General features: G+C 68.4%; 17 protein-coding genes. 3 read left to right on the top strand and 14 right to left on the bottom strand.

Annotated elements, in window-relative coordinates; translation table 11 throughout:
- Positions 1-73: 73 nt before the first annotated feature.
- Both ACW4E8_RS05905 and ACW4E8_RS05900 read right to left on the bottom strand, forming a co-directional pair.
- Positions 74-1,624: a class I adenylate-forming enzyme family protein gene (locus tag ACW4E8_RS05905; RefSeq protein ID WP_456803658.1), complete on the bottom strand. Its 1,551-nt coding sequence runs from the start codon at positions 1,622-1,624 to the stop codon at positions 74-76.
- 65 nt (positions 1,625-1,689) lie between these two features.
- Positions 1,690-2,697, bottom strand: coding sequence for a Bug family tripartite tricarboxylate transporter substrate binding protein (locus ACW4E8_RS05900; RefSeq protein WP_456803657.1), 1,008 nt, complete (start codon positions 2,695-2,697; stop codon positions 1,690-1,692).
- 326 nt (positions 2,698-3,023) lie between these two features.
- Here ACW4E8_RS05900 and ACW4E8_RS05895 point away from each other — a divergent pair, with 326 nt between their 5' ends.
- Together ACW4E8_RS05895 and ACW4E8_RS05890 are read left to right on the top strand one after the other, a co-directional pair.
- Complete coding sequence (locus tag ACW4E8_RS05895; protein ID WP_456803656.1) at positions 3,024-3,344, top strand: helix-turn-helix domain-containing protein; 321 nt, start codon at positions 3,024-3,026, stop codon at positions 3,342-3,344.
- Positions 3,337-4,659, top strand: a complete 1,323-nt coding sequence (locus ACW4E8_RS05890; protein WP_456803655.1) for a HipA domain-containing protein — start codon at positions 3,337-3,339, stop codon at positions 4,657-4,659. The genes ACW4E8_RS05895 and ACW4E8_RS05890 overlap by 8 nt, the downstream gene beginning before the upstream one ends.
- Before the next feature lie 6 nt (positions 4,660-4,665).
- Here the strand turns inward: ACW4E8_RS05890 and ACW4E8_RS05885 are convergent, their stop codons facing one another.
- The 7 genes from ACW4E8_RS05885 to dapC all read right to left on the bottom strand — a co-directional run bounded on the left by ACW4E8_RS05885 (position 4,666) and on the right by dapC (position 11,300).
- On the bottom strand, positions 4,666-5,928 hold the full coding sequence (locus ACW4E8_RS05885) for an MFS transporter (protein WP_456803654.1): 1,263 nt from the start codon (positions 5,926-5,928) through the stop codon (positions 4,666-4,668).
- A 333-nt stretch (positions 5,929-6,261) separates the two neighbouring features.
- Positions 6,262-7,155, bottom strand: coding sequence for a 50S ribosomal protein L3 N(5)-glutamine methyltransferase (gene prmB / locus ACW4E8_RS05880; RefSeq protein ID WP_456803653.1), 894 nt, complete (start codon positions 7,153-7,155; stop codon positions 6,262-6,264).
- Positions 7,156-7,181: 26 nt separating this feature from the next.
- Entirely contained in the window at positions 7,182-8,333 is a 1,152-nt protein-coding gene (gene dapE, locus ACW4E8_RS05875) for a succinyl-diaminopimelate desuccinylase (protein ID WP_456803652.1), read from the bottom strand.
- A gap of 19 nt (positions 8,334-8,352) precedes the next feature.
- Positions 8,353-8,700, bottom strand: coding sequence for an ArsC family reductase (locus tag ACW4E8_RS05870; protein WP_456803651.1), 348 nt, complete (start codon positions 8,698-8,700; stop codon positions 8,353-8,355).
- Positions 8,701-8,722: 22 nt separating this feature from the next.
- A complete protein-coding gene (locus ACW4E8_RS05865; RefSeq protein ID WP_011615476.1) occupies positions 8,723-9,106 on the bottom strand; it encodes a hypothetical protein in 384 nt (127 codons plus the stop codon).
- A 97-nt stretch (positions 9,107-9,203) separates the two neighbouring features.
- Positions 9,204-10,031 (bottom strand): 2,3,4,5-tetrahydropyridine-2,6-dicarboxylate N-succinyltransferase, encoded by an 828-nt coding sequence (dapD, locus tag ACW4E8_RS05860; protein WP_013956972.1) that lies wholly within the window; start codon positions 10,029-10,031, stop codon positions 9,204-9,206.
- Positions 10,032-10,100: 69 nt separating this feature from the next.
- Positions 10,101-11,300 carry a succinyldiaminopimelate transaminase gene (gene dapC, locus ACW4E8_RS05855; protein ID WP_114130963.1) on the bottom strand — a complete coding sequence of 400 codons (1,200 nt, stop codon included), beginning with the start codon at positions 11,298-11,300 and terminating at the stop codon, positions 10,101-10,103.
- A gap of 194 nt (positions 11,301-11,494) precedes the next feature.
- Here dapC and ACW4E8_RS05850 point away from each other — a divergent pair, with 194 nt between their 5' ends.
- Complete coding sequence (locus ACW4E8_RS05850) at positions 11,495-12,460, top strand: DMT family transporter (RefSeq protein ID WP_456803650.1); 966 nt, start codon at positions 11,495-11,497, stop codon at positions 12,458-12,460.
- 24 nt (positions 12,461-12,484) lie between these two features.
- Here ACW4E8_RS05850 and ACW4E8_RS05845 read toward each other — a convergent pair whose 3' ends face one another.
- From ACW4E8_RS05845 to ccoS, 5 genes are all read right to left on the bottom strand, one after another.
- Positions 12,485-13,072: an SCO family protein gene (locus ACW4E8_RS05845; protein WP_456803649.1), complete on the bottom strand. Its 588-nt coding sequence runs from the start codon at positions 13,070-13,072 to the stop codon at positions 12,485-12,487.
- The gene (locus ACW4E8_RS05840) at positions 13,069-15,240 is read right to left on the bottom strand and encodes a heavy metal translocating P-type ATPase (RefSeq protein ID WP_456803648.1); all 2,172 of its coding nucleotides are present in this window, start codon (positions 15,238-15,240) and stop codon (positions 13,069-13,071) included. The genes ACW4E8_RS05845 and ACW4E8_RS05840 overlap by 4 nt, the downstream gene beginning before the upstream one ends.
- Before the next feature lie 11 nt (positions 15,241-15,251).
- A complete protein-coding gene (locus ACW4E8_RS05835) occupies positions 15,252-16,007 on the bottom strand; it encodes a sulfite exporter TauE/SafE family protein (protein ID WP_456803647.1) in 756 nt (251 codons plus the stop codon).
- A 244-nt stretch (positions 16,008-16,251) separates the two neighbouring features.
- Positions 16,252-16,461 (bottom strand): hypothetical protein, encoded by a 210-nt coding sequence (locus ACW4E8_RS05830; protein ID WP_456803646.1) that lies wholly within the window; start codon positions 16,459-16,461, stop codon positions 16,252-16,254.
- Positions 16,454-16,630, bottom strand: a complete 177-nt coding sequence (ccoS, locus tag ACW4E8_RS05825; protein ID WP_456803645.1) for a cbb3-type cytochrome oxidase assembly protein CcoS — start codon at positions 16,628-16,630, stop codon at positions 16,454-16,456. The genes ACW4E8_RS05830 and ccoS overlap by 8 nt, the downstream gene beginning before the upstream one ends.
- Positions 16,631-16,642 lie beyond the last annotated feature (12 nt).

Raw genomic sequence — 16,642 nt, 5'->3', positions numbered from 1 at the left:
GAATTATAGAGACGCCTTTTCGATTGCGCAAGCACCCCCGCGAACTTTTTGCGCTTGTGCCGTGCGCGGCGCGTCAGGCGGCGGTGATGCGGTCGCGCAGTTCGCGCTTGAGCACCTTGCCGATGGCGCTGCGCGGCAGGCTCTCCACCTCATGGATCGCGGCCAGCCGCTGGGTCTTGCCCAGGTGCTCGTTGGCCCAGGCCAGCACGTCCTGCGCCGTGGCGCCGCCGCCGGCGCGCAGCGCGACGAAGGCCACCGGGGTCTCGCCCCAGCGCTCCGACGGCACGCCCACCACCGACACGTCGGCCACCGCCGGGTGTTCGCGCACCACCGCCTCGAGATCGCTCGGGTAGATGTTGAAGCCGCCGGAGATGATCATGTCCTTCTTGCGGTCCAGCAGCACCAGGAAGCCGTCTTCATCGAAGCGGCCGATATCGCCGGTGCGGATAAAGCGCTGGCCCTGCGCGTCGTGCCATTCGGTCTCGGCCGTCTTGTCGGGCTGGTTGTGGTAGCCGTTCATCATCGCCGCCGAGCGGCCGACCACTTCGCCGGTGCTGCCGGGCGGCAGCTCGCGGCCCTCGTCGTCGATGATGCGCACGTCGGCACCGGTGGCGGGGCGCCCCACGGTATGCAGCTTGTCGGGGGACTGGTCGGCGAACAGCAGGCAGCCGCCGCCGCCTTCGGTCATGCCGTACAGCTCGGTCAGCGCGCCCGGCCAGCGCCGCAGTACTTCGGCCTTCAGGGCGGGGCTGAACGGCGCGCTGGTGCAGAACTTCTGCTGGAAGGACGACAGGTCATGGCGGTCGAACTCCGGATGCGCCAGCAGCCGCTGGTACTGCACCGGCACCAGCATGGTGTGCGTGGCGCGATGGCGCTGCGCCAGCGCCAGGTACTGGCCCGCATCGAACTTGTTCATCAGGATCGCCGTGCCGCCCAGGCCGATGGTCGGGAAGAAACTGGCCAGCGTGGTGTTGGAATACAGCGGCGTCGACAGCAGCGTGATGGCATGCGTGCCGTAGCCGGTGGCGGCGCCGCGCGACACATGGGCCCAGCGCATGCCGTGCGACTGCACGATGCCCTTGGGGGTGCCGGTGGTGCCGGAGGAATAGATGATGTTGAGCGGCATCTCCGGGCGGATCCCGGGCTCGGTCACCGGCGTGCCGGCGGGTGCCAGCCAGGCCTGGTACGGCTGGCCTGCGTCGCTGCCGTCCAGCGTGACGATGGGCGTGGCGGCCAGCTGGTCGCGCACGGGCTGCAGCACGTCGGCCACGCTGGCATCCGCGAACAGGATGCGCGCGCCCGCGTCGGCAACCATGCCGGCCAGGCTGTCCGGCGTGGATGACGGCGCCAGCGGCGCCACGACCACGCCGGCGCGCACCGCGCCCAGGTACACCGCGGCGTATTCGATCGAGGACGACGCGCAGATGGCGATGGCCTCGCCGGGGCGCACGCCGTCGCGGGCCAGCGCCGCGGCGATGCGGTCCATGGCGGCATCGAGACCGGCATAGTCGAGCACGCGCTCGCCATGCATCAGGGCGCGCTGCGCGGGGCGCTGCGTGGCGTGCTCGCGCACGAGCACGGACATGGTGGTGAAGGGGCGTTGAAGTGGGGTCGGTTGGGTCATGTTCGGCAAGGGGATGCGGGTGCCAGCGCGGCGCACCCGAAGAGCGATGATGGATCGAAGCAGACTTACTGGATCTGTGCGCCGGAGTCCTTCACCACCTTGCTCCAGCGGTTGATCTCGGCGTCGATATGGGTGCGCAGCGCGGCGGGCGTCGAGCCCACCGGCTCATAGCCGTTGGCGGCCAGCGTGGCCTTCAGTTCGGGCTGGCGCAGCACCGTGGCAATCTCGGTGCTGAGCCGGTCGATCACGGGCTGCGGCGTGCCGGCCGGTGCCAGCACCGCGTACCAGCCGGTGATGCTGATGCCCGGCACGCCGGCCTCGGCCAGCGTCGGCACCTCGGGCGCGACCGCGGCGCGCTGGCTGCCGGTTACCGCCAGTGCGCGCAGCTTGCCGCTCTTTACGTGCGGCAGGGTGGTGGAGATGCTGTCGAAGGTCAGCTGGACCTCGCCCGACAGCATTGCCGTCACCACCTGTGCGCTGCCCTTGTACGGAACGTGGGTCATCTTGATGCCCGCGACGGAATCGAACAATTCGCCCGCCAGGTGGCCGGTATTGCCGTTGCCGGCCGAGGCGAAGGTCAGCTTGCCGGGCGCGGCCTTGGCCTCGGCAATCAGCTCCTTCACGTTGGTGGCCTGCAGCGAAGGGCTCCCGGCCAGGATCATCGGCAGGTTGGCTACCAGCGAGACCGGCGCGAAGTCCTTGCGCGTGTCATAGGGCAGCTTCGGGTACAGGCTGGCATTGATGGCATGGGCGGCCAGCACCATGATCAGGGTGTAGCCGTCGGGCTTGGCCCGCGCCAGCGCCTGGCTCGCGATGGTGCCGCCGGCGCCGGGACGGTAGTCCAGCACCACGGGCTGGCCCAGGCGCTCCTGCAGCCTGGCGGCGACCGGGCGCGCCAGCAGGTCGGCGCTACCGCCCGGCGGGTAGGGGATCAGCAGCTGGATCGGGCGCGATGGCCAGGTCTCGGCGCTGGCGCCGGACGGCAAGGCGATTGCGGTGGCCGTGGCCAGCATGCCGGCCAAACATGCGCGGCGGCCCCAGGCGGGGCGCAGGGATGCGATCAGGGATGCCATCAGGTTGTCTCCTCGTTGTGCCGGCCGCGGGCGCAGCCGTTGTCCCTTGTCGCCAGGTCGGGCTGGGATGTTGGTGTCACAAACGGTAAAGGTGTAAGCCCGCCAGCGGAATTCTTAAATCGATAAGTCTGGCTTTTTGCAGGCGAAGCGGTACGGCGGCACCGGCGCGAATGGTTGTGTCCGGCGGCCGGCTACAGCAATAATCTTTGCGAATGAGGAGATTTTGGCGATGGGTCGAGTTCAGAGCCTGGAATCTTTGCAATCAGGGAGATTTCTTGATTTTCCCCTTCGGAAACACTAAAGTCTTTGCAATCAAGGAGATTTTTGTGTCAGTGACCCTCACCGAACCCGGCGATATCGGCGCCTTCGTGCGCGCTGCCCGCAAGGCGCAAGGCCTGCGGCAGGACGATGCCGCAGGCGCCATCGGCGTCAGCGAGAACTTCATGGTGCGCGTAGAGAACGGGGCCGAAGGCATCCAGTGGGGCAAGCTGTTCCAGGTGCTGGAAGGGCTTGGCCTGCGCGTGGTGGTCGACATGCCGGAGGCGGCGGCCCCGCTGGTAGCGGCCGAACTCGCCAAGCTCAGGCAGCGCCAGGCGCGCAGCCGCAACCGGCGTGCCACCGCCAGGGGAGGCGACCAGCATGGCTGAGCGCGTACTGGTCGCCAGCATCAACGGAGCGCCGGTGGGCGAGCTGCATGAGGCCAGCGATGCCTGGTCGTTTCGCTATGACGCGGCGTGGCTTGGCAACCTGCACGCCTTCGCACTGAGCCCGGCGCTGCCGCTGCAGTCGGGCGCGCTGGACGATGGCAGCACGCTGCGGCCGGTGCAGTGGTACTTCGACAACCTGCTGCCCGAGGACGGCCAGCGTGCGCTGCTGGCACGCGATGCCAGCATCCGCAACGAGGCCGATGCCTTTGCCCTGCTGGCCCACTATGGAGCGGAATCGGCGGGCTCGCTGACGCTGCTGCCGCCCGGCCGCGAGCCGGCCACCGCGCCGGCCCTGCGCCCCTTGAGCGACGCCGCGCTCGACGCCCGCATCCACAGCCTGCCTAGCGTGCCGCTTACGCATGGCGCGGTCAAGCGCATGTCGCTGGCCGGCGCCCAGCACAAGCTGGCGGTGGTGCTGCAGGACGGCGCGCTGTTCGAGCCCGGCGCGGATACGCCGTCCACGCATATCCTGAAGCCGACCCACCAGATGCAGGAGATCTATCCGCATTCGGTCATCAACGAGTGGTTTGTGATGTCGCTGGCCGCGCGGCTGAAGCTGGATGTGCCGCCGGTGCACCGGCGCTACGTGCCGTCGCCGGTCTACCTGATCGACCGTTTCGATCGCCTCCTCACGCAGCAAGGGCAGTGGCAGCGGCTGCATGCGATCGATGCCTGCCAGCTGCTGAACCTGCCGCGCACCTTCAAGTACGACCAGGGCAGCGTCGAGCGGCTGGCGCAACTGGCAACGCTGTGCCGCGCGCCAGCGGTGGCGCGGGCACGGCTGTTCGACTGGCTGGTGTTCAACATCCTGGTGGGCAATTCGGACGCGCACCTGAAGAACCTGAGCTTCCTGGTGTCCGATGCCGGCATTGCGCTGGCGCCGTTCTACGACCTGCTCAGCGAGGCGGCTTACGCCACTCGCACCTATGACAAGACCGGCTGGCCGCAGGCGCACCGCTTTGCCTGGCCGGTGCTGGGGGTGGAGTTCTACAGCGATTTCTCGCGCGCGCTGGTGCTGGAGGCAGGGCGCGCGCTGGGCCTGACCGGCGTGACCGCCGAGCGGCGGCTGGACGCCATGCTGCGCGGCATCGGGCCGGCCGCGCATGCGCTCTATGAGCAGGCCGAGCAACAGAACGCGGCCATGGCGCGGGAGCGCCCGGCGCTCACCGGCGGGTTTGCCGGCGAACTGGCCTGCCTGCGCGTGATCCGCTTTACCGTTATCGCCGACATGGTGCGGGCGCTTTCCGTGGCCTGAGTCTGACTAATGTTTGGTGGGATGCGGCTGGCTGAAGAAGTAGGGCACCAGTGCGGCGGCAATCAGCAGGCCCGCGGACAGGAAGATCGCCGCATAGGTGGAGGGCAGCGGCCAGCCGCGCACATGGCCGGCATTGGCGATCAGCCCGTAGGCCCATGACGTCAGCGCCGACCCCAGGAACACAAAGGTGTTGAGCAGGCCCAGCCCGCGCCCGCGCCGCGACGGCGGGATCAGTCCGCGGCCCTGCGCCATCACCAGCGGGTGCAGCATGCCGATGGTCGACAGCAGCGCCATCATCGCCACGCCGTAGCCGATGCCGCTGTCCGGCCATAGCGCCAGCAGGAACGAGCCCGACATGGCAAAGCACGACCAGCCGGCGATGGTGGTCTTGAGCGTGTTGCGCCGGACCAGCACCGGTAGCAGGAAGGCGGTCAGGAAGCCGGCCAGGCTCAGCAGCGCCAGCGCCACCCCGCGCGGCGCCGAGCCCAGCCCGAACACGTCGGCCAGGTAGGGGCCGCTCCAGGCATTGCGGAAGGCGGTGCCGGCGGCCATCGCCACGCACAGCGGAATCAGCGTCCACAGCGGCGCCAGCTTCAGCAGTTGCAGGCTTTCCGACAGCATCGCCGGCCACGACGCGCTGCGGGCCTCGGCATGGCCCTGGTCGCGCACGAAGCGCCACACGCCATAGCAGGCCGCGACCATGCCCAGGGCCGATACCGCCATCGACGGGCGCCAGCCGATCAGCGAGATGGCCCAGCCCAGCGGCGCCGTGGCACACAGCGCGCCGATCATGCCCATGGCATTGGAGCGGCTGACCACGCGGGTGTAGTCGCGCTCAGACAGCTGCTCGGAGGCGAAATGCAGCAGGCCCATGAAGACCGGCGCGCACGCCAGCCCCAGCCCCACCTGCGCCAGCGTGGCCGCCGCGCCGTTGGGCGCCAGCACGAACAGGATCGACGACACGGCGCCCACTGCCAGTAGCAGCGCGGTGGGCCGGCCCACGCCGTAGCGGTCGAAGGCAATGCCCACCGGGATCTGCGCCACGGCAAAGGCCAGGAAGAACGACGAAGACAGCGCGCCAAAGCCCGCCGGCGACAGCCCGAAATCATGCTGCAGCTCGGGCGCCATCACCGCCAGGCAGGAGCGGAAGAACTGGCTGAGCGCAAAGGCGAACGTCAGCAGGGCGATACCGCGCGCGGCGTGCGCTGCCGGGGCATGGGCGGGCAGGGCGTCGGGCGATGCGGGGAGGCGGGTGTTGCTGGGGGTCACGGCTTCAGGGTTTGCCGCCGCACTGGCTGCGGGGCGAAGGCGCTGTGGTTGGGGGGTATCTGCAGCGAGTGTAGAGCGGGCGCGGTATTCATGGCCGGGGGATGGCCGGTGTTCGCCCAGTTTGCGCAGCACTTCGTTGATGCGCTGGCCCTCACCCCAGCCCTCTCCCGCAAGCGGGAGAGGGAGCACCCAATCGGTCAACGCGAATCAGTAGTTCAGCCAGCCACGTCGGCGTGCCGCCGGTTTGCTCCCCTCTCCCGCTTGCGGGAGAGGGGCAGGGGGTGAGGGCAGGCACTGGCAGACCGACATCCCAACTATGAATCTGCCAACGGATTACCCCGGCAGCGCGTCATACGTCAGCAAAAACACCTGCTCGTCCCCCGCACTGACCGGCAGCCAGACGATTTCCAGTTCAGGGAACGCGGCTTCCACGTTGGCGTGCTCGTTGCCGATCTCCACCACCAGCACGCCGCCCGGATTCAGGTGCGCCTTGGCGCCGGCGATGATCCGCCGCACCACGTCCATGCCGTCGTCGCCGCCGGCCAGGGCGATGCGCGGCTCCGCCAGGTATTCCGGCGGCAGCGCCTGCATCGAGCCTTCGTTGACGTAGGGCGGATTGGTCAGGATCACGTCGTAGGTGGCGCCATGCGGCAGCGGCGCGTACAGGTCGCCTTCATACAGCCGGATGCGCTCGTCCATCTTGTAGTCGGCCACGTTGCGGCGTGCCACGGCGAGCGCGTCGGGCGAGATGTCGACGGTGTCGATCTTCGCGTTCGGCCAGACGTGCGCGGCCACGATCGGCAGGCAGCCGGAACCGGTGCACAGCTCCAGCACCGGGCCGATGCTGTCGGTCTCGCCGACCCAGGGCTCCAGCCCGTCCTGCAGCAGTTCGCCGATAAAGCTGCGCGGCACGATCACGCGTGAATCGACGTAGAAGCGCAGGCCGTGCATGAAGGCCTCGTGCGTGATGTAGGCGGCCGGCACGCGCTCATTGACGCGGCGGTCGATGACCTTGAGCACGGCATCGACTTCCTCGGGCAGCAGGCGTGCGTCCAGGAAGGGATCGAGCGTGTCGAGCGGCAGGTTCAGCGTATGCAGCACCAGGTAGGCGGCTTCGTCATAGGCATTGGCGCTGCCGTGGCCGAAGGACAGGCGCGCGGCGGTAAAGCGCGAGACTGCGAGACGCAGCAGGTCGCGCACGGTGCGCAGGGGAGAGGGCGTTGCCATGTATGGGTGTCTTTCGGCGAAAAAAATCAGGCGACGAGACGTTCCAGCACGCCGCGGTAAACGTTCTTCAGCGGCTCGATGAAGCGCACTTCAACGTGCTCGTCGATCTTGTGGATGCTGGCGTTGGGCGGGCCGAACTCGATCACCTGCGGGCAGATCCTGGCGATAAAGCGCCCGTCCGAAGTGCCGCCGGTGGTCGACAGCTCGGTCTTGACGCCGGTCTCGGCCTCGATCGCCGACGACAGTGCGTCGGACAGCTCGCCGCGCGGGGTCAGGAAGGGCTCGCCGCCCAGGGTCCAGTCCAGCGCGTATTCCAGCTGGTGGCGGTCCAGGATCGCATGCACGCGCGCCTTCAGGCCTTCAGGCGTGCTGGCGGTCGAGAAGCGGAAGTTGAAGTCGATGGTGACGTGGCCCGGGATCACGTTGGTGGCGCCGGTGCCGCCGTGGATGTTCGACATCTGCCAGCTGGTCGGCGGGAAGTACGCATTGCCCTGGTCCCAGACTTCGGCGGCCAGCTCGGCCAGCGCCGGCGCGGCTTCATGGATCGGGTTGCGGCCCAGGTGCGGGTAGGCGATATGGCACTGAATGCCGTTGACCGTGAGCTTGCCCGACAGCGAGCCGCGGCGGCCGTTCTTGACCATGTCGCCGAGCGTGTCGACCGAGGTCGGCTCGCCGATCACGCAGTAGTCCAGGCGCTCGCCGCGCGCAGACAGGGCCTCGACCACCTTGATGGTGCCGTCGTGCGCCGGGCCTTCCTCGTCGCTGGTGATCAGGAAGGCGATCGAGCCGGCATGCGCAGGGTGCGCCTTGACGAACTCTTCCACCGCCACCACGAAGCCGGCGATCGAGGTCTTCATGTCGGCGGCGCCGCGGCCGTACAGCTTGCCGTCGCGGTGCGTCGGCGCAAACGGGTCCGAATGCCATTGCTCCAGCGGGCCGGTCGGCACCACGTCGGTATGGCCGGCAAAGACCAGCAGCTTGCCGTCCTTGCCCTGCGTGCCGCGCTTGACCGCCCACAGGTTGGTCACGCGGAAATCATCGGGGCCGCTGACGAGCGCTTCGCAGTCAAAGCCGAGCGCCTTCAGGCGGGTTTCCAGGACGGCCTGGCAGCCTTCGTCGGCGGGCGTGACGGAGCGGCGGCGGATCAGGTCTTCGGTGAGGGCGAGGGTGGCGGTCATCGGACTACGGAAATGGAAATCAGAACTGGCCGGCGTACTGGTCGGCGGAGAAACCGACCATCACCTTGCCATCGTGGGCCAGCACCGGGCGCTTGATCAGCGACGGGCTTTGCTGCATCAGCGCGATCGCACCGGCTTCCTGCTCGGCGCGAGCCTTGTCGGCGTCCGACAGCGCGCGCCAGGTGGTGCCCTTGCGGTTGAGCAGCGTCGCCAGCGGCACGTGCCTGAGCCAGCCGCGCAGCATGGCTTCATCCACGCCTTGCTTCTTGAAGTCGTGGAAGTTGTATGCCACGCCGTTGGCATCCAGCCAGGTGCGGGCTTTCTTGACGGTATCGCAGTTGGGAATGCCGTAGAGCAGGACGGTCATGGCTAGTCTTGATGGATTGGATTCAGCGGAACAGCAGGTTCAGCGCGATCACCAGGCCGCCCAGGCCCAGCGCCACGCCGCCCATGGCCACCGCGGTCATCAGGCGCAGGCGGCGGTCCAGCCGGGCGGCTTCCTTGCGCAGCGCATCGATGGTGATGGCATGTTGCTCGGCCAGCAGCTTGACGGCTTCGGCCTGCTGCACGGCAGCGGCTTCCAGCTCGGCAATGCGGGCCGCGGGATCGCGCGTGTCGGCCACTGCGCCTTCCGGCGTTCCATCCTTGCGCTTGTTCTTCTTCAGTTTCTCGATGGTCTTGTTGGCCTGCTCGAGAATGGTGGGCAGCAGGGAGAGCACGGTACTGACGGTGGTGGGATCCAGGGCCATGAGTCGCTTGCGGAGGGAAGGCATGTTCAGCCTGGCCAGGCGGGGTGACAACGGAAATACTGCCCCGGGGCCGGGCCCCGGGGCGGGGCGGCGCAGCCGTTGCGGGCTGCGCCAGGCGCGCTCAGTCGCCGCGCAGCAGGTCGTTCAGGCTGGTCTTGGCGCGGGTCTGCGCGTCGACCTTCTTCACGATCACGGCGCAGTACAGGCTGTACTTGCCATCCTTGGACGGCAGGTTGCCCGCCACCACCACCGAGCCCGCCGGCACGCGGCCATAGTGGATCTCGCCGGTTTCGCGATCATAGATCTTGGTCGACTGGCCCAGGTACACGCCCATCGAGATCACCGAGTTCTCTTCCACGATCACGCCTTCAACCACTTCCGAGCGCGCGCCGATGAAGCAGTTGTCTTCGATGATGACCGGGTTGGCCTGCAGCGGCTCCAGCACGCCGCCGATGCCCACGCCGCCCGACAGGTGGACGTTCTTGCCGATCTGCGCGCACGAACCGACGGTGGCCCAGGTATCGACCATGGTGCCTTCATCGACGTAGGCGCCGATATTGACGTACGACGGCATCAGCACGGCATTCTTCGCGATAAACGAACCGCGGCGGGCCACGGCCGGCGGCACCACGCGGAAGCCGGCCTTGGCAAAGTCGTCGGCGCTCCAGTTGGCGAACTTAGTCGGCACCTTGTCGTAGAACTGGGCAAAGCCGCCGGCGCTCATCGGCGCGTTGTCTTCCAGGCGGAACGACAGCAGCACGGCCTTCTTGACCCACTGGTTGACGATCCAGTCCTTGCCTTGCTTCTCGGCCACGCGCAGCGCGCCGGAATCCAGCTGGCTGATGACGTTGGCGACGGCCTCGCGGATGTCGTTGGGGGCGGACTTGGGCGACAGGCTGGTGCGGTCTTCCCAGGCCTGGTCGATCAGGGCTTGCAGAGCTTGCGTCATATGCGTTTCTTCAGTGGTTATCGGATAAAGGCGCAGCGGTCAGGCTGCGCCACGGTCATGGGTTGGTGCTCAGCCGAGCGCGCGGCAGAATTCAACGATCCGGCGCGCACCTTCCAGGCATTCCTCGGGCGTGGCCACCAGGGCCATGCGCACGCGGTTGGCGCCGGGGTTGATGCCGTCGGCTTCGCGCGCCAGGTAGCTGCCGGGCAGCACGGTCACATTCTGCTCGGCCAGCAGGCGCGCGGCGAATTCGGTATCGGTGAGGCCGGTGCGCGAGACATCGGCCCACAGGTAGAAGCCGGCATCGGGCAGCGCCACGTCCAGCACCTCGGCCAGCATCGGCGTGACTTCGCTGAACTTGCGCACGTAAGCGGCGCGGTTTTCGCGCACATGCGATTCATCGTTCCAGGCGGCGATGCTGGCGCTCTGCACCGCGGGGTTCATGGCGCCGCCGTGGTAGGTACGGTATAGCAGGAATTTCTTCAGCAGCGCGGCATCTCCGGCCACGAAGCCTGAGCGCAGTCCCGGCACGTTGGAGCGCTTGGACAGGCTGGAGAACATCACCAGCCGGTCAAAGCCTCGGCCCAGCTTGTGCGCGGCTTCCAGCGCACCCAGCGGGGCGCGGCCCTCGTCGAAATAGATCTCGGAGTAGCACTCGTCTGAGGCGATCACAAAGCCGTAGCGGTCCGACAGCGCAAACAGCTGCTTCCAGTCTTCCAGCGACAGCACCGCGCCGGTCGGGTTGCCGGGCGTGCACACGAACAGCAGTTGCACCTTCTGCCAGACATCGTCGGCGATGCGGTCGAAGGCCGGGGCGAAGTTGCGCGCCGGGTCGCTGTTGGCGAATACCGGGGTGGCGCCGGCCAGCAGCGCCGCGCCTTCGTAGATCTGGTAGAACGGGTTGGGGCACAGCACCAGCGCGCCCGGGCGGGTGCCGTCGACCACAGTCTGGGCAAAGGCGAACAGCGCCTCGCGCGAGCCGGTCACCGGCAGCACTTCGGTGGCGGCGTTGACCTTGGGCAGGCCGTAGCGGCGTTCCAGCCAGCTGGCAATGCACTGCCGTAGTGCATCGGAACCTGCCGTTGTGGGATAATTCGCCAGCCCCGCGAGCGACTCTGCCAGCGCTTGCTTGATGAATTCAGGCGTCGGATGCTTGGGTTCACCGATGCCAAAGCTGATGGCTGGCTTGTCGGCAGGCTTTACCTGCGCAAAGAGCACCCGCAGTTTCTCGAACGGGTAGGGCTGGAGCAGGTCGAGGCGCGGATTCACAGTGTCAGTCGGGGCCGGTTAAAACGACGCATTATAGAGGAACGGCGCGGGTTTCCGTGCGCCGGCCCGGCCCGCGCGGCCGGCCACGAGCACGGATGGCGGGCATCACGCCCTGGTGATGCCGCCGGCGCCGTCCGGACGCTGCCTGCCTGTCACCGGCCGGCGGCCCGGCTCGCCTCGCACGGATTCCCTTTATGAGCACAAATACTGTTGCGGCGCAGCATGCACCGGCCGACCGCCATGCGGTCAAGGCATCGCTTTCCATCCTGATCGGCGCCTCGGTCTGGGGCATCGCCTGGTTCCCGTACCGCGTGCTGGCGGGCTGGGGCCTGGGCGGCATGCACGCCGCGGCGCTGGTCAGCTCGGTCGCGGCCGTGCTGTCGCTGCTGGTCTTCCGCCGGCACCTGGCCGGCCTGCGCCCGCACTGGCTGTTTGTCGCCATCGGGCTGGCGGCGGGCGTGACCAACGCCGGCTTCGTCTGGGGCAGTGTCAACGGCCATGTGATGCGCGTGTTGTTGCTGTTCTACCTGACCCCGGTCTGGACCGCGCTGTTTGCCCGGCTGTTCCTGGGCGAGCGGCTGTCGGCGGCAGGGCTGTCGCTGGTGGCGCTGGCCCTGTTCGGCGCCGGGCTGATGCTGTGGACGCCCGAGGTCGGCGTGCCGCTGCCAGGCTCTGCCGCGGAATGGTCGGGTCTGATCGGCGGCATGGGCTTTGCCGTCAACAATGTGCTGTCGCGCCGCGCCGGCCAGCGCTTCCCGGACATGGACGCACGCGTGCGCACGGTGGTGGTCTACCTGGGCTGCACGGTGGTCGGCGTGCCGGCCGCACTGCTGCTCGATGGCCCGTCGGTGACCATCGTCCAGGGCGCGCAGGTCAGCGTGGGCATGCTGGTGCTGGGCCTGGCGGCGGTGCTGGTGGTCAGCAACTCGGTGGTGCAATACGGGCTGCAGCGGCTGCCGGCCAACCGCGTCTCGCTGCTGATGCTGTTCGAAATCGTGATCGCGGCGGTATCGGCGTGGTGGCTGGCGACCGAGGTGCTGAGCTGGAAGGAAGCGGCCGGCGGGCTGTGCATCGTGGCGGCTGGGGCCTTGTCGGGCCTGGTGCACCGGAGCAGGCCGGCGCGTGCTTCGACAGTGCCTGACGCCGAACTGGCCGCCTAGGCTTTCCCGTGTGCGGCGTTCGGGTCACTTGCGCACGCGTGCTTTCAGATAGGCGGCGGTCAGCAGCGGCACGTCGAACGGCGGCAGGAACTGCCCGCGCACCGTGGCATCCGGCCCGACCAGGATCAGCGAGCCGGGATAGGCTGCGTTGGGGGCGGGTGGCACGCCCGGTCTGGCGCCGAGATCGTCGATCATTCGCGCCAGCGTCTGCGGGCTGCCGGTGGCACCCATGAAGCGGGCGTCGTACGGGGAAAGGTAGCGTCGCAGTGCGTCCGGCGTATCGCGCTGCGGATCCAGCGAGACGAACAGCACCTGCGTGGTGGCAAGCTTCTGCGTGGTGCTGATGCGCTGGTACATCCCCGTCAGGGCCGTCAGCGCCGCGCCGCATGGCTCTCCGCAATGGGTGTCGCCCAACAGCACGAGGGTCCAGCGGCCTTGCAGCTGCGCCTGGGTAAATGCGCGGCCGTTCTGATCGGTAAGGCTGAAATCGCCCACCGGCCAGCCGCGCGACGACAGGTCGGTGTGCTGCGTCTCGTTGTGCGTAGCCGGGGCAAGGCCCGGCAGCGAGACGGCGAAGAGGCCGGCGGCAAGCCAGGCGGGCCATCGTTTCATGGTGAGACTCCCTGACTGGAGTGCAAGGCCGCAGGGCGAGTCCGCGTTGCGGCGCCTGTGCTGTCGTCCGGCATGCCTGCATTCGCGTCGGCTGCCGCGCTGGCGCGCCACGAACGCATCGCCACGAGCACGCTGGAACCACCCATCAGCACGGCCGCGAGCACCGGTTGCAGCAGCCCACTGGCAGCCAGTGCTAGCGCGATGGCGTTATAGCCGAAGGCCCAGGCCAGGTTGGCCCGGACCGTACGGCGCACCTGGCGCGATTGCTGCAGCAGCCACGGGAGGCTGGCCAGGCCCGAGCGCGGCAGCACGACGTCCGCGCTTTCGCGGGCCAGGTCGGAGGCATTGCCCACGGCGATGCCGACTGAGGCAGCCGCCAGCACCGGGCCGTCGTTGAGCCCATCGCCGACCATGGCGACCAGCCCTGTGCCGGCGGCCCAGTCGCGCAGTGCAAGCACCTTGTCCTGCGGCAGCAGCCTGGCCTGCCACGCGTCAATATTCAATGCGCCGGCCATTGCCGCCACTGCGTGCGGATTGTCGCCGCTCAGCAGCAGCGTGCGCAGGCCCTGGCGCTGCATCTCGGCGATCACGTCGCCAACATGCGGCATCGGCAACGTGCGCAGCGCGATCAGTCCGTGCGCCTGGCCCCCCCAGCCGACCAGTACCAGCGTGCAGCCCAGTGGCGCCGTAGCGAGCAGTGCGGGTGGCACGTGCCACCCGAGCGTGCCGAGAAAGGCGGGCGATCCCAGCGCGCAATCCATGTCATCGAAGCGACCGGACAGACCCTCTCCGGCATTGGCCTCGACTTCGTTGGAGGCTGAGGGAGGCGACGCCGCAGCGCGTGCCATGGCGGCAATCGAGCGCGCTGCCGGATGGTCCGAAGCCTGGGCCAGCGCTGCCGCCACGCGCAGGACTTCCGCGTGGCTGGCGCCTTCGGTCTGCATGCCGACGGGGTGCAGCGTGTCCGCCGTCAGCGTGCCGGTCTTGTCGAAGGCAATGCCCTTGATCCGTGCCAGCCTTTCCAGCACGTCGCCGCCGCGCACGAGGATGCCGCGTTGCGCCGCCAGTCCGATCGCCAACGCATGCGTGAGTGGCGCTGCCAAGCCCAGCGAGCACGGGCACGCCACCACCAGCACGGCCAGTCCGGCCAGCATGGCGGCGTCGGCCGCCTGCGCCGGAGCGCCTGCCCGGCTGCCCCAGAACCACGCGCTGGCCGCGGCCAGCGCCAGCACGCCGGGAATGAACACGGCAATGATGCGGTCGACGGTGTCGCCCGCCAGCGATTTGCGCGCCAGCGCTTCACGCACCTGCCGGCCGATCTGCTGCCACCGGGTCTGCGAGCCGGCCACCGTGGTCCGGACCAGCAGCGGGCGGCTGCCGTTGATGCTGCCGGCGTGCACCAGCGCGCCCGGCGGCTTGAACTGGGGCTCGCTTTGCCCGGTCAGGACGGCTTCGTCGCACTCCGAGCGGCCATCCACGACGATGCCGTCGACTGGCACGCGTTCGCCGGGAAGTATCCGCACCAGTTCGGCCGGCCGGATGTCGACGACGGCGCGCCAGTCTTCGGTGCCGCCATCGACCACGCGCGCCTCTGCGCGTTCAGCCGCCAGCATCGGTGCGAGGCGGCGCGCGGTGCGTACGCGCACCTGCGCCTCAAGCAGGCGGCCCAGCGTAAACAGCAGCAGCACCATGGCGGCGGTGTCGAAATAGACCAGGCCGGAGCCGCGCAGCACCTGCCAGCCCGAATAGCAGTAGGCGGCGAGCACGCCGATGCAGACCAGGGTGTCGGTCGACAGCCGTCCCTGCCGCATCGCCTGCCATGCGCCTTCGGCAAATGGCCGCCCGAGCAGCAGCACCAGCGGCGTCGCCAGCGCCCACAGCAACCAGTGAACCGGGCCACGCAGCCACGCTTCGTCGCCGGTAAACGCATCGGCGTAGAGCAGCCAGCTGAACAACATGACGTTCATCGCGAGAAACCCGCCGACGCCGAGCCGGATCAGCGCGGCGGCAGCCTGCGGTTCCTCGTGCTCTCCATGGTGTACCTGATAGGCCAGGCAGCAGCCATAGCAGCAGAACCAGCGCGTGTCGCCGTCGAGCTCGCGCTGCTGGCCCAGGCGTCCGACCGGCAACTGGCAATGACTGCAGGTGTGCGTGGTTTCGGTGGACATAGGAGGCCTGGCTAATGCAGGTGGGCGCTCATCGGCACCACGCCGCGCGCGAGCGTGATCAGTCCGAGCAGGACGATGAACGCGCCGGCGGCGCGCACGCCCTGCATGCGCCAGCCCAGGCGTGGCGACGGCGCAGGCAGAAAGCTGGCCACGACCGGCCGCACCGGGATGCCCGCAGGCCGATGCCGCGCGCGCCACCAGAGTCCGAGGCCGCCCATCGCCAGCATGGTGGGCAAGGTGCCGAGCCCGAACGCGACCATGATCTGCAGGCCGCTCAGCGCGGTGCCGCTGGCTGCCGCCTGCGCAGCGAAGGCATAGACCAGGGGGCAGGGGAGGAAGCCGTTCAGCACGCCAAATGCCAGCGGCGCGCCCGGTCCGGGCTGGCGCAGCAAGGCGTGCAGCGATTGCGCCAGCCACTGCGCGCCCGCACCGCCCAGTGCATGGCCGCCACGGCCGAGGAGCCCGGCCAGGTTCAGCCCGATCAGCAGCATCAGCAGCCCGGACAGGATGGCCAGTCCGCGCTGCACCATGCTGGCCGCGCTGCCTTCACCCGCATGGCCGACCAGCAGCATGCCGAGATAGCCGGCCAGCGTGCCAAGGAAGGCATAGCTGCCGATGCGTCCCAGGTTGTAGCTCAGGTGTCGCAACAAGGAGGCAAGGCGTCCGCCGGGCGCGGGGCCCAGGCCACAGGCAAAGCCACCGCACATGCCGGCGCAGTGCATGCTGCCGGCGGCGCCTGCCAGGAAAACCAGCCACAGATCGCTCATGACGTCTCCGCTACTTGCGCGCTGCCAGGTAGGCCACCCAGGCAAAGAACCCAACCGTCATGATGATGAAGATCCAGAAGGCGATCGATTCGGCAAGGGTCATGACGGACTCCGCTTATAACAGGCGCACGCCGAGCACGTTCAGTGCAAGTTCGCCGAACAGGAAGGCCAGGTTCAGCAGGGCCAGCGCCAGCAGCAGTCTCGGTACCATGATGAGCTCCGGTCGGTGTAGCGGACTGTCGGGTCAGCGCGTCAGGTCCAGCCCTGGCCCGAGCCCGCCCCAATAGGCGTAGCCGTAGTACAGCGCCCAGACGAACAACACCAGGTAGACCACCAGCAGCCACGCGTTGATGCGGCCATGCCGCGCCTGGATATGGCCGCCGCCGTAGTCTTCGGTCTGCTGGTGATGCGGTTCTTCCTGCCCGGCGGATGGGCTGTCGCGTTCATCACTCATGGCCGGATGCCTCCGTTTCGTCATCCCTGACTTCGGCCCGGTAGGCCTTGTACTTGATGGCCTCGACGTCTTCGAACAGGCCCGAAAGCACGGCCCAGATGAACACACAGACCGCGCCCAGGCTCATGAAGAAGGCCACCACGAATTGCAGGAAGGTGAGTTCGGCCATGATGGATCCCTC

This window comes from Cupriavidus sp. CP313, from assembly GCF_054072015.1.
The sequence above is the reverse complement of the archived record's forward strand: the minus strand, read 5'-3'. Positions and strand labels throughout refer to the sequence as shown.